The sequence below is a fragment of the Tsukamurella pulmonis genome, assembly GCF_900103175.1.
Taxonomy (GTDB): Bacteria; Actinomycetota; Actinomycetes; order Mycobacteriales; family Mycobacteriaceae; genus Tsukamurella; species Tsukamurella pulmonis.
On the sequence record NZ_FNLF01000002.1, the window covers coordinates 498,909 to 513,512 of the forward strand.

3 protein-coding genes are annotated in these 14,604 nt (G+C 71.1%); 2 read left to right on the forward strand and 1 reads right to left on the reverse strand.

Annotated features, from left to right (window positions below; all coding sequences use genetic code 11):
- Window positions 1-54: 54 nt before the first annotated feature.
- Window positions 55-1,923 carry a 2-isopropylmalate synthase gene (leuA, locus tag BLQ62_RS02760; RefSeq protein WP_068564826.1) on the reverse strand — a complete coding sequence of 623 codons (1,869 nt, stop codon included), beginning with the start codon at window positions 1,921-1,923 and terminating at the stop codon, window positions 55-57.
- 549 nt (window positions 1,924-2,472) lie between these two features.
- Here leuA and BLQ62_RS02765 point away from each other — a divergent pair.
- Entirely contained in the window at window positions 2,473-13,737 is an 11,265-nt protein-coding gene (locus tag BLQ62_RS02765; RefSeq protein WP_068564825.1) for a non-ribosomal peptide synthetase, read from the forward strand.
- On the forward strand, window positions 13,734-14,573 hold the full coding sequence (locus BLQ62_RS02770) for an ABC transporter permease (protein WP_068531777.1): 840 nt from the start codon (window positions 13,734-13,736) through the stop codon (window positions 14,571-14,573). Before BLQ62_RS02765 ends, BLQ62_RS02770 begins: the two co-directional genes overlap by 4 nt.
- Window positions 14,574-14,604 lie beyond the last annotated feature (31 nt).

Here is a 14,604-nt window from a genome sequence, read left to right on the forward strand (position 1 = left end):
GGTGGAAGTGACGGGTGGGTGTGCGCCACACCCACCCGTCATGACCCGAGGACCCTACGGAGCCCACGTCCGCGTCGACGCCTCGCCGACCGCTTCGGCGGCGGCCCGTCGACTCCCGTTGGCGCGGTTGACCGCCGAGACCACGGCGCGCAGTGAGGCGGTGGTGATCGACGGAGCGATACCGACGCCCCACACGGTGCGGTCCTCGTCGCCAACGCGGACGATGGCCTCCACGTAGGCGGCGGCCTGCGCGTCGTCACCCGCGGAGAGGGCGTGCTCGCTGTAGTCGAGCACGCGCACGTCGAAGCCGACGGTGCCGATGGCGTCGACGAAGGCGGCCAGCGGGCCGTTGCCCTCGCCGGAGATCTCCTGCTCCTTGCCGTCGACCTTGACCACGGCGTCGATGCGGTCGACGCCACCGTCGATCTCGGAGGCGGTCACCTTCTGGCGCATGCGCTCGAGCGGCAGGATCGGGTCGATGTACTCGCCGGCGAAGACGTCCCACATCTCCTTGGGCGTAACCTCGCCGCCCTCGCCGTCGGTGATCTTCTGCACCGACTGGCTGAACTCGACCTGCAGGCGCCGCGGCAGCTGCAGCCCGTGATCGGACTTCATGATGTACGCGACGCCGCCCTTGCCGGACTGGCTGTTGACGCGGATCACGGCCTCGTAGTTGCGGCCCACGTCCTTCGGGTCGATCGGCAGGTAGGGCACCTGCCAGAGGATGTCGTCGACGTCCTTGTCGGCCGCGTCGGCGTCGATCTTCATCTGATCGAGGCCCTTGTTGATCGCGTCCTGGTGGCTGCCGGAGAAGGCGGTGTAGACCAGGTCGCCGCCGTACGGGTGCCGCTCGGGCACGGGCAGCTGGTTGCAGTACTCGACGGTGCGCCGGATCTCGTCGATGTCGGAGAAGCTGATCTGCGGGTCGATACCGCGGCTGTAGAGGTTCAGCCCCAGCGTCACCAGGCAGACGTTGCCCGTCCGCTCGCCGTTGCCGAACAGGCAGCCCTCGATGCGGTCCGCACCGGCCAGGTAGCCCAGCTCGGCGGCCGCGACGCCCTCACCGCGGTCGTTGTGCGGGTGCAGCGACAGGATGACGCTGTCGCGGCGGGCCAGGTTGCGGCTCATCCACTCGATCGAGTCCGCGTAGACGTTCGGGGTCGCCATCTCGACGGTGGCGGGCAGGTTCAGGATGATCGGCTTATCGGGCGTGGGCGCGATGATCTCGGTGACCGCGTCGCACACCTCCTTGGCGAAGGAGAGTTCGGTGCCGGTGTACGACTCGGGGGAGTACTGGTAGCGCCAGGCGGTGTCCGGGTACTTCTTCTCCTCTTCGAGCACCTTGTGCGCCGCGTCCGTGGCGATCTTCTTGATCGCGGCCTTGTCGGCGCGGAAGACCACCCGTCGCTGCAGCACGGAGGTCGAGTTGTAGAAGTGCACGATCACGTTCTTCGCGCCCTGGCAGGCCTCGAAGGTGCGCTCGATCAGCTCGTCGCGGCACTGCACCAGGACCTGGATGGTGACGTCGTCGGGAATGGCGCCGTCCTCGATGATCTCGCGGACGAAGTCGAAGTCGGTCTGGCTGGCCGAGGGGAAGCCCACCTCGATCTCCTTGTAGCCCATGCGGACCAGCAGGTCGAACATGCGGCGCTTGCGCGCCGGGCTCATGGGATCGATGAGGGCCTGGTTGCCGTCGCGCAGGTCCACGGCGCACCACAGGGGCGCGGTGGTCGCGACCTTGTCGGGCCACGTCCGGTCGGGGACCGAGACGTCCTCGACCTCGTCCGCGAAGGAGCGGTAGCGGTGGGCGGGCATCGCGCTTCCGCGCTGCTGGTTCCACGCGGGCTGGCCCGGGTTACGGGGGCCGGCGGGAGCGGTGATCTTCGATACGCCGGAGGTGAAGGAATCGGCTGCAGGGCTCATAGGTCGAGGTTACTTTCTCGGTTCACCCCTGCGAAGCGCAGGGAGTGGGGGACTCGACCGGCGCTGCCGCGACTGCACGGCTCAACCCGCGACGGGGAGCCGGTCTGGATCAGACCCCGCCGCGGCAACCGAGGAGAAGAGCGCGCCACTGCACGGTTCGAATGTAGCGCACGAGCGCGGGGGCCGCTGCCGGACGCCCTCGATGGCGCACTCCGCGAGTCTCCGCGGGCCGCTCCGGGAATGGCGGAACGGGCGGTTCCGGGGTGTGATCTAGAACACGTTCTGACTCGGCGGGACCGCGATGCAAGTTACTGCAATGTTTGATCATGAATTCAAAGCTGAGCATCGCGGCGCAGAACGTCAGAGAAACCGCAGGATGGCACATCCCCAGTGAACATTCTTCTGTAGCAACCGTTCGACCTGCGATGTTTCTGTGAGCTTCGCTCACGGGAAGTCCTATTGAAGATGTTGCAATTCCAACGTCGCGCTCCCTACAATTCTGCGATTGCAACCGTTGTGTGTTGCGATCGTTACGCAGAGGAGAGCTAGGTGGACCACGTGGTGCACTCCCTGACCGGAGCCCAGTACGGAATGTGGCTCGGTCAGCAGATGTCCCCGGACGTCGCGTACACCGTGGCGCAATACGTCGACATCCGCGGTCCGTTCGACGTCGCGACCATGCAGCGGGCCACCCGCGAGGCCAGCGACGAGTTCCTCTCCCCGTTCCTGCGCGTCGAGGTCGACGAGTCCGGCTCGCCGGTGCAGCGGCTCGACCGCTCGATCGACGCCGCCGCCCAGGTCATCGACCTGGGCCTGGCCGATCTGCCCGAGGACCAGCGGATCGACGCCGCCGTCGCCTGGATGCGCGCCGAGTACTCGCGGCCGATCGACATGGCGACCGACGAGCTCATCATCAACCGCCTGATCCACGTCGCCGACGATCGCTGGCTCTGGTACGCGCGCGCTCACCACGTGGTCATCGACGGCTACGGCGCCTCGATCCTGCAGCGCCGCGTCGCCGAGCTCTACACCGCGCACGCCACCGGCGCCGAGACGCCGCCGCTCAAGCCCGCCCCGCTGACGCCCGAGGGCTTCGTCGTCTCCGAGGACAAGTACCTGGCCTCGGCGCGCTCGGACGGTGACGCCGAGTACTGGTCCGAGGTGGTCGCGACCCTGCCCGAGGCGGCCGGCCTGAGCCGCGTGGTCGCGGCGCCGTCGAGCCTGAATCTGCGCCGCAACGGCGACCCCAGCGCCGAGGCGGGGGCCCGGCTCGAGGCAGCGGCCGAGCGCCTGGGCACCAACCGCACCGGCCTCGTGATCGCGGCCTTCGGCGCGTACGTGGCCGCGGTCTCGGGCCGCGAGCAGGTCTCGCTCTCGGTGCCCGTCGCGGCCCGCACCACCGCCGCGCTGCGCGGCTCCACCGGCATGACGGCCAACGTGCTGCCCGTGCCGGTGCGCGCCGGCTCCGGGGCCACCGTCTCCGACATCATCGACGGCACCGGCCTCGACCTGCGCAACGGGCTGCGGCACCAGCTCTATCCCGCCGCCCGTATGGAGGCGCCCACGCTGCGCGAGGGCGTCGTCGGTTCCACCTTCGGCGACACCATCAACATCATGATGTTCTCGTCGGCGCTCACCCTGGGCGAGGCGGCCGGCACGCTGAACCTGCTGACGTCCGGGCCGGCCGAGGACGTGGCCGTCACCGTCTACGAGTCCGAACAGGGCGCGCTGCGGATCGACATGGAGGCCAACCCGGCGACCTACACCGTCGCCGATCTGGACGCGCACTACGTGCGGTTCATGGAGTACCTCGAGCGCTTCGCCGCCGCATCCGGCGGGACGCCGCTGTCCGCCCTGACGGTCGCCACCGCCGCCGAGACCGCGGACTGGACCCGCTTCGCCGGTGCGGCACCGGGCGCACCCGCGGCCGCCGGCCCGTCCGTCCCGATGCCCGAGCTGCTGCGCCGCGTCGCCGCCGCGGAGCCCGAGCGGATCGCCGTCGTCGACGGTGACCGCAGCATCACCTACGCCGAGCTGGACCGCTACAGCGATCGGCTGGCGCGGTACCTGATGACCGTCGGTGCGGCGCCCGAGGAGCGCGTCGCCCTGCGCATCCCGCGTTCGCTCGAATCCGTGATCGCCGTGTGGGCGGTGGCGAAGACCGGCGCGGCCTTCGTGCCGATCGACCCGAAGTTGCCCGCCGAGCGCGCCGAGCACATCGCCACGGCGGCGGCGCCGGTCGCCACGCTGACCCCGGCGGACCTCGCGCGCGTGTGGGGACCCGGTGCGAACGCCGGTGCCAGCGATGCGGATTGGCCGGCCATCGACCTCGCGAACCCCGCCTACCTGATCTTCACCTCCGGTTCGACCGGCCGCCCGAAGGGCGTCAGCGTCACCCACACCGGCCTGTCGAGCCTCGCGGCCGAGCTGGTCCGCTCGCACGGCCTGGCCGAGGGCTCGCGCGTCATGCACTTCGTCTCGCCGGGCTTCGACGCCTCGGTGCTCGAACTGCTCATGGCCGTCGGCAGCGCCTCGACACTCGTGGTGGTGCCGCCGGACGTCTACGGCGGCGAGGAACTCGAGGAGATCCTCGCGCAGAGCGAGGTCAACGGCGGATTCATCACGCCCGCAGCGGTCGCCACGCTGGATCCGGCGAAGCTGCCCGCGCTCACCTCCCTCGGCGTCGGCGGCGACACGGTGCCGCAGGCCCTCGTCGACAAGTGGGCGGGCAACGGGCGCACGCTCGTCAACGTCTACGGACCGACCGAGACCACGATCGCCGTCACCCTCGGCGCGCTGCGGGCCGAGGCTCCCGTGCGCCTGGGCGGACCGATCCCCGGCACCCGGCTCTACGTTCTCGACTCGGAGCTGCGGCCCGCCCCCGCCGGTGTCCCGGGCGAGCTCTACATCTCCGGCCCGGGCATCGCCCGCGGCTACCACGGCAACCCGGTGCTCACCGCGGAGCGCTTCGTGGCCAACCCCTTCGAGGCCGACGGTGCCCGCATGTACCGCTCCGGCGACCTCGTGCGCTGGGACGTCGACGGCACGCTCGAGTTCCTCGGTCGCGTGGACTCGCAGGTGAAGCTGCGCGGGTTCCGCATCGAACTCGGCGAGATCGACGCGGCAGTCATGCGCGTGCCCGGCACCGAGCGCGCCGTCACCGTCGTCCTCGGCGACGACACAGCGACCGCGGAACTGGTCACCTACGTGACCGGCACCGCGGAGACCGGCACGATCTCCGCGAGCATCGCGGCGGAACTGCCCGCCTACATGGTTCCGGCGCACATCGTTCCGCTCGGCGAGTTCCCGCTCACCGTCAACGGCAAGGTCGATCACAAGCAACTCCCGCAGCCCGAGCGCGCCGCGGTCACCGTGATCACCGGGCGCGGCCCGAAGACCGACGCCGAGAAGCTCGTCGCGGAGGCCTTCGCCGAGGTGATCCCGGGCGTGACGAAGGACGACCTCAACGTCGCCACCACGCTCTTCGACCTCGGCGGCAACTCCCTGTCCGCCACCCGCATCGCCGCCCGGCTCGGCTCGGCGACCGGCACTCGCGTGAGCGTGGCGACGGTCTTCGCCAATCCGACCGTCGAGGGTCTCGCCGCCGCGATCGGCGGCGCGCCCGTGCCCGCCGCGGCGCTCGCGCCCGCGACGGAGGCGGTCGTCGCCGCGCCGGTCGCGGCCGAGCCGGAGTTCACGGCACCGTCGGATCCGGAGGAGGCGGCGGAGCTGCTCCCCGCCCAGCACCAGATGTGGGTCCGCAACCGCGTCAGTCCCGATGGCTCGTACCACATTCCGGTCGCGCTGCACCTGCGCGGCGACGTGGACGTCTCCGCCATGCGCGTCGCCCTGGGGGAGGTCGTCGCGCGGCACACCCCGCTGCGCACCGTCTACCGCAACGGCCCCACCGCCGGCGAGCCCGAGGTGCAGGTGCTGCCCGCCGGACCGAACCTCGTGCCGTTCACCGAGCGCTCCGTGACGATCGGTGAGCTGACCGACGCCGCGTCCGAGTACGCCGCCGAGCCCTTCGATCTCGCCGCCGACGTGCCGATCCGGGCGCGGATGTACCGCATCGACGATCGGCACTTCGTCCTGGTGCTGGTGATCCACCACATCGCCGCGGACGGCTGGTCGATGCTGCCGCTCGCCGGTGATCTCGCCACCGCCTACGCCTCGCGCACGCGCGGCAAGGCGCCGAAGTTCGCACCGCTGCCGCGCACCTACACCGAGCACGCCCGCTCCTACAAGCACCGCCTGACCGGGGCGCCGCGCCAGGCGCTCGACCGGTTCTGGGCGGACGTGCTCGCCGATCCGCCGGCCGAGTCGGTGCCGCCCGCCGCGGTCCCGCGCTCCGGCGGCGTCGTCTCCGCGGCGCGTTCGATCGACACCCGCGTCGCCCCCGAGGTGTGGGCGGGCGTGGCCGGACTGGCCCGCGCGCACACCACCACGCCGTTCATCGTCGTGCATGCGGCGCTGGCGGCGGCGATCTCGCGCTTGTCGGGCCAGAGCGATCTGGTGATCGGCACCGCCGTCGCCGGTCGCGGCGAGGCCGAACTCGACGGTCTCGTCGGCATGTTCGTCAACTCGATCCCGCTGCGCACCCGGACCGTCAACGACAACACCTTCGCCCAGCATCTCGCCGCGGTCAGCCGCGGCGACCTCGACGCGCTCGACCATTCGGACCTGCCGTTCGAGTCGGTGCTGGAACTGGTGGACCCGCCGCGCGCCGCGGGCCGGCACCCGATCTTCCAGGTGATGCTCAACCAGCGCCCGTTCGACACCCAGCACTTCCCGATGGCCGGCATCGACGTCGAGGTCGTCCCCGTCGACGTGCCGATCGCCCGCTTCGATCTCGAGTTCACGCTCGGCGCCGACGGCACGATCGAGCTGCGTTACGCCTCGGAGCTCTACCGCACCGAACAGGCCGAGTCGATCCTGGACGCGCTCGTCGCGGTGCTCACCGCGGTGGGCCTCGATCCCCAGACGACGATCGACGCGCTGCCGATCATGGCGGCTGAGCGGCTCGCCGAGCTCACCCCTGTGCACGGGGTGGAGGCCGACTTCCACACCCCGCTCGGGCAGCTCATGCGCGAGGCGGCCCGGACCTACTCCAACCGTCCCGCGATCGTCGACGGCGAGCGGGTGCTGACCTACCGCGAGCTGTACGCCGACGCCCGCAAGGTGGCCGCCGCGGTGCTGGCCGCCGGATCGCGCCCCGGTGAGGCCGTGCTCACGGACCTGCCGCGCTCCGCGGAGTCCATCACCGCGTTCTGGGGGATCACGCTCGCCGGTGCCGCGGTCGCTCCCGTGGACCCGAAGTACCCGCAGGACCGCCGCGACTACATCGCGAACGACGTGCGCGCCCGCGTGGGCGTCACCGCGACGGGCAGCGGCGTCGAGGGCGTCAACTGGGTCGCGATGGACAACCTCGACGGTGACGGTTACGACCCGCAGATCGTGCCGAACCTCGACGACGCCGCGTACGTCATCTACACCTCGGGTTCCACCGGGCAGCCGAAGGGCACCGTGGTCACCCACCGCGGCCTGGGCAACTTCGCCGAGGAGCTGCACGTGCGCCTCCAGACCGGCGCCGACACCAAGGTGATGGCGTTCGCCTCCACGGCCTTCGACGCGACGGTGCTCGAACACCTCATGGCGATCCGTGTGGGCGCGCCGCTGGTCGTGGTGCCCTCGGGGACCACCGGTGGACGCGAACTGGAACGGATCATCGCCGAACACGGAGTGACGCACGGCTTCCTCACCCCGTCGACCCTGGCGACCGTCGATCCCGACGCCGTCCCGACCTGGACCACCGTGCTCGCCGGCGGCGAGGCGCTGGGCCCCGGCCTGGCGAAGAAGTGGAGCGTCGGCCGGCACCTGCACAACGGCTACGGCCCGACCGAGACCACCATCATGACCGCGATCTCCGACGCGCTCTCGGGCGACGGCCGGGTGCCGATCGGCCCGCCCGTGCGCGGCCAGGGCCTGATGGTGCTCGACGACGAGCTGCGCCCGGTCCCCGTGGGCATGCCCGGCGAACTCTACGTCGCGGGACCGCAGCTGGCGCGCGGCTACCACCGGCGCCCGCAGCTGACCGCGTCCCGCTTCGTCGCGAACCCGTACGGCGCCCCCGGCGACCGGATGTACCGCACCGGCGACGTGGTGCGCTGGACCCGGAGCGACAACGGCAGGCTGATCGTCGATTTCGTGGGCCGCAACGACTTCCAGGTCAAGATCCGCGGCATCCGCATCGAGCTCGGCGAGATCGACGCGACCATCGACACGATGCCCGGCGTGGACTTCGTCTCGACCCAGGTGCGCCCCGGCCCCGACGGTGCCCCGGCGCTCGTCGCGTACGTCAAGGGCGACGTGGACCCGTCCGCGGTGCGCGCCCACGTGCGTACCCGGCTGCCCGGCTTCATGGTTCCCGCCGCGGTGATGATCATCGCCTCGGTGCCCATGGGCAACACCGGCAAGCTCGACAACGCCGCCCTGCCCGAGCCCTACTTCGGAGGCACCGGCAACGCGGCCGCCACGCCGCGGACACCGGGCGAGAGCCGCGTGCTCGACGCGTTCCGCAAGGTGCTCGGCAACGAGGCCATCGGCGTCGAGGACGACTTCTTCGACCTCGGCGGCAACTCGCTCTCGGCCAACGAGCTGGTCGGCCTGCTGGGCAACGGGATCGAGGCGCGCACCGTCTTCGATCTGCGGACCCCCGCCGCCATCGCGACCGCGCTCACCGGTGATCCCGACCGGATCTCCAACGAGTCCGCCCTCGAGGACCAGGGCCTGCGCCGCGTGCAGCGCGGCGATCGCATGCCGCTCTCGTCCGCGCAGGAGCGGATGTGGTTGCAGAACAAGATCGACCCGGGCCCCACGTACAACATCGGCGCGGCGTTCCTCGCCAGCCGGCCGGTCGACAAGGCCGTGCTCGACGCGGCCCTGCGCGACCTGCTCGAGCGGCACGAGAGCCTGCGCACCCGGTACCCGTCCTCGGCCGAGGGCCCGTACCAGGAGATCCTCGCCGTGGACGCGCCCGAGATCCGCGATTTCGCGGCCGAGTTCGGGACCGCGACCTCCAATGTGGCTGGCCAGGAGTCGGCGATCGCGGAGTTCGTCGCGCGGCCGTTCGCGCTCAACCGCGACCTGCCGCTGCGGGTCATGACCGCCCCGACCGGCAAGGGCTCGATCCTGGCGATCGCGGTGCACCACATCGCCGCCGACGGCGCCTCGGTGGTGCCGCTGACCCGTGACCTGATGGCCGCGTACCTGGCCCGCAGCACGGGCTCCGAGCCGCAGTGGAGCGAGCTGCCGCTGCAGTACGCGGACTACGCGGTGTGGCAGCGTGGCCAGGCGGAGAAAGACGCCGGCGCGGTGGACTACTTCGCCGAGCGCCTCGCCGGCATTCCGGAGGAGAGCTCCTTCCCGGCCGACGGCCCGCGCCCGACGATCGGCTCGACCGACGCGGGAGAGATAGCCATCGTGCTGCCGCGTGCGGAGCGGGATGCGCTGGCGGACTTCGCCGCCAAGCGCGGTGTCTCGATGTTCATGGTGCTGCACGCCGGTCTCGCCGCGCTGCTGCACCGCGTCAACGGCGCCGACGACGTGGTGGTGGGCACCCCGGTGATCGGCCGGACCGACCGTCGCCTGCGCGACGTGGTCGGCATGTTCGTCAACACCGTGGCGCTGCGCACCACCGTCACCGGCGCTGAGAGCTTCAACGCCCTCGTGGACCGGATCCGCAGCGGCGATCTCGACGATCTGGTGCACGCGACCGCGCCGTTCGAGCGCGTGATCGAGGCCCTGCAGCCGCCGCGCAGCCGGGACCGGCACCCCGTGTTCCAGGTGATGCTCAGCCACCAGAACCTGGGCGATCCGCTCAGCGTGCTCAGCACCGACGGTGCCGGCGTGTTCGAGCTCGAGCCGCTGCCGCTGGCCGCGGCCACCACGACCTTCGACGCCACCTTCGAGGTGCGGGAGGTCGAGGAGGGCCTGCGGTTCAACCTGCGCTACCGCACCGACCTGTACCGGCCCAGTACCGCCGAGGGCATCGTCGGACGCCTCGCGCGCCTGGTGACGGCCGGCGTGGCCTCGCCGGACACCCCGGTCGCCGACCTGCCGGTGCTGCTGCCGGAGGAGCAGGAGCTCTTCCAGCGCGCCTCCGCCACGATCGAGCCGCACACCATGGCGGAGATCCTCGCGCGGGCCGTGCGGCAGCGCCCGGGTGCCCCGGCGCTGCGCGACGGCGATCTGCACTACACCTACTCCGAGCTGGACTCGGCGGTCTCCGCCCTGGCGAACCGCCTCGCCGGTCTCGGCGTGGGCATCGGAACCCGCGTGGCCGTGTCCGTTCCGCGCTCGGCCGCCTCGGTCGTCGCGTTCTGGGCCGTGGCCCGGCTCGGCGCCGTCTACCTGCCCGTCGACCCGAACTACCCGGCCGAGCGGATCGAGTACATCCTCGAGGACGCCACGCCCTCGGTGGGCCTGACGGTCCGCGAGGCCTCGGCGGGGCTGCCGGCGTCCGTCGAGTGGGTGCTGGTCGACCTGACCTCCTCGCGGGTGCAGCACCCGCCGGCCGATGTCGCACCGGTGGGCGTCGACGATCCGGCGTACGTCATCTACACCTCGGGCTCCACCGGTAGGCCCAAGGGTGTCGTCGTCCCGCACCGCGGGCTCGCCGCGATGGCCGATTCGCTGGTGCGCCAGCACGCCGTCGGTGCCGAGGCCCGGGTGCTGCACTTCGCCTCCCCGAGCTTCGACGCCTCGATCCTCGAACTGCTCCTGGCGACTTGGTCGCGGGCCGAGCTCGTGATCGCGCCGGTCACGCTCTATGGCGGCTCGCCGCTGGGCGACTTCCTGGCGGAGAACGAGGTCACGCACGCCTTCATCACCCCGGCCGCGCTGGCCACGATCCCGGATCGTGACCTGCCGCTGCTGGAGGCGCTGAGCGTCGGCGGCGACGTGCTGCAGACCGAGCTGGCCCGCCGCTGGGCCAACGGGCGGATCCTGATCAACGCCTACGGACCGACCGAGGTCACGATCGCCGCGACGATGGGCGCCGTCGACCCCGACAACGTGGGCATCGGCAGCGCCGTCACGGACGCCCAGCTGATGATCTGCGACGAGCGCCTGAACCTGGTGGCGCCCGGCACCGTCGGCGAGCTGTACGTGGCGGGCCCCGGTGTGGCGCACGGCTATCTCGACCGGCCCGAGCTCACCGCGTCCCGGTTCGTCGCGAATCCGTACAACGATGCGCAGGGCTACAAGCGCATGTACCGCACGGGCGACCTGGTGCGCTGGCGCGCCTCCGAATCGGGCGATCCGGTGCTCGAGTTCGTCGGCCGCAGCGACGATCAACTCAAGGTCCGCGGCTTCCGCGTGGAGCCGGGCGAGGTCGCCACGGCCGTCGAGAGCCACCCGCGGGTGCGTCAGGCCGTCGTGGTCGTCGACCGCGGCGACGGCTCGCTCGAGGCGCAGGCCGCCGCGCGGCTGGTCGCGTACTACGTGGCCGACGGTGCCGTCACCGTCGATGAGCTGCGCAACTGGGTCGGCGATCGCCTTCCGCGCCACATGGTTCCGGCGGTCTTCCAGCAGATCGACCGGGTGCCGGTGACCGCGCACGGCAAGACCGACCTCAAGGCGCTGCCGCCCGTCGGTGCCCCCGCGCCGGCGGTGCGGGAGCAGGCGCCGGTGTCCCCGCTGGCCGCGGTGGTCGAGCCCGTCGCGCCCAAGCCCCGGACGATGTCCGCCGCCAGCTTGGACGGCGCTGTGGCCGAGATCCTCTCGGACGTGCTCGGAGTCGCCTCGCTGGGCATGGACGACGACTTCTTCGCCGTCGGCGGCACGTCGCTGCAGGCCGCGATCGCCGTCGACCGGCTGCGTGAGCGGTTCAACGCCGACGACGCCAGCATCCGCTGGTTCTTCGAGGACGCCAAGGTCTCGGCGATCGCGGCACGGATCGCCGGTGCCCCGGCGCCGGTCTCGACGACGGCCGTGATCACCGGTGTGGCAGCGGATTCCGACACCGCCATCACCGATCCGATCCTGCCGCTGCGCGCGGGCACCCCGGGCGTGGAGCCGCTGTACTGCGTGCATCCGGCGGTCGGCCTGGCCTGGAACTACCTGGGCCTGTCGGGCGAACTGGATCCGAGCATCCCGATCATCGGTCTGCAGGCTCCCGGCATCTCGTACCCGATGCCGCCCGCGGATTCGATCAAGGAACTCGCGCGCACCTACGTCCGCAACATCCGCGCGAGCCGTCCGCACGGCCCGTACAACCTGCTGGGCTGGTCGCTCGGCGGCCTCATCGCGCACGAGATGGCCGTGGAGCTCCGCGATCTGGGCGAGAAGGTCAACCTCGCCCTGATGGACGCCTATCCGCTGGGCGATTACCGCGGACCGCGGGAGGAGATGTCCGTCGCGGCGCTCCTGCGCGAGTTCGTGGGGCTCGACGTGGACGAGGACGCGGAGCTGACGACCGATGACGCGCTCGACCTGCTGGCCTCGGCCGGCGGCCCGGCCCGCGAGCTCTCGCGCGGCCAGATGGAGCGACTGCTGTCGAACTACCGGCACAACACGATGCTGGGTTACTCGCACCGTCCGCGCGAGTACGACGGCAACATGCTGGTCTTCCGCGCCACGGAGCAGCCCACCGGTGGCCTGGTGCCGCAGCTGTGGCGGCCGTACGTGACCGGTCTGGTCCAGGTGCACGACATCGAGGCGACGCACAACCAGCTCGGCTCGTCGCCGGCGATCGACGAGGTCGCCCGCACGATGAACGTCTTCCTCACCGGCAACTACACCGCGGTGGTGAAGTCCACGAGCAAGACGCTGGACGAGACGAAGCCGCTCGTCAGTGTCCGTGGCTTGACCCGCAAGTACGGCCGCGGCAAGAAGGCCGTGTACGCGCTCAACGGTGTGGATCTCGACATCGCGCCGGGCAGCGTGCACGCCCTGCTCGGCCCGAACGGCGCGGGCAAGACGACCACGGTGAAGATCATCTCGACGCTCATGAAGCCCTCCGAGGGCTCCGTGACGATCGACGGTGTCGACGCCCTGGCCGATCCCAGGAAGGCGCGGTCGATCATCGGCCTGTCGGGTCAGTACTCGGCGGTCGACGAGAACCTGACCGGCCGGGAGAACCTCGAGATGTTCGCCCGCCTCTACGGATTCGACAGGGCCTCGGCGAAGGCGCGGGCCAACGAGCTGCTCAAGCAGTTCCGGCTCACCGCCGCCGCCGACCGCGGCTCGGGCACGTACTCGGGCGGCATGCGCCGCCGGCTCGACCTGGCCGGCGCGATCATCGCTCGCCCGCGCCTGGTGGTGCTCGACGAGCCCACCACGGGTCTCGACCCGCGCAGCCGCAAGGACGTGTGGGACGTGATCGCCCGGCTCAGCAAGGAGGACGGCATCTCGGTGCTGCTGACCACGCAGTACCTGGACGAGGCCGAGCTGCTCGCCGACCTGGTCACGATCATCGACCAGGGCCGGATCATCCGCTCCGGCACCGTCCCCGAGCTGAAGTCGGCCGCCGCGGCGGATCTGATCCAGATCGGGATACGTGAGCGCGACCGCGTGACGGCGTGGCCGATCCTGGCCCGCCACGCGATCGACGGCACCGCGATCCGCGAGGCCTCCGGCCTCAGCGCGATCCGCGTGGCCGACGGCCAGTACAAGCTCGTCGCCGTGCTCAACGACCTGCGCGAGGCCGGCGTCCACGTCGAGTCCGCGATGTTGCGCGAGGCCACCCTGGACGACGTCTTCTTCGCCCTCACCGGCGAGGACGCGAACAAGACCGAGGAGAAGAACGCATGACCGCGATCACCTTCCCGCAGGAGCGGGAGTCGTCGCTGGGCGGATTCCTCAGCGACTGCGCGGTGATGACCCGCCGCAACCTGACCACGCTGGTGCGGATCCCGCAGCTGCTGCTCGGCGCGACGGTGCAGCCGATCATGTTCGTGCTGCTCTTCAGCTACGTCTTCGGCTCGGCGCTCGGCGGAGAGGTCGGGGGCGATCGCTACCGCGAGTTCCTGCTCGCGGGCATCCTCGTCCAGACGGTGGCCTTCAGCTCCGGGCCCACCGCGATCGGTGTGGCCTCGGACATGAAGAACGGCATCATCGACCGGTTCTGTTCGCTGCCGATGTCGCGGCTCGCGGTCATGGTGGGCCGCACCATCTCCGATCTCGTGGTCAACGTGATCAGCGTGGCCGTGATGCTGCTGGTGGGCCTCGCGGTGGGCTGGCGGATGCGCGGCAGCTGGGTGGATGCGGCGGTGTCGCTGTCGGTGCTGCTGCTCTTCGGCTTCGCGATGTCGTGGCTGGGCGCGCTCATCGGGCTCTCGGTGTCCACACCCGAATCGGCCCAGGCGCTGACCATGATCGTCATGTTCCCGATCGCCTTCATCTCGTCGGCGTTCATCGCCTCGGGCGATCTGCCGGGCCCGCTGCGCACCATCGCCTCCTGGAACCCCGTGACCTCCATGGCGCGCTCGCTGCGCGAGGCCTTCGGCAACCCGCTGAGCCCGAAGCCCGTGGTGAACGAGCCCATGAACTGGGCCGCCGAGCACGCGACCGCGTACTCCGCGCTGGCCTCGCTGGCGATCATCGTGGTCGTCGTCCCGCTCGCCGCCCGCGCGTACATGAAGCACTAGCGGCCCTCAGACCAACCGACTCACCATCCCT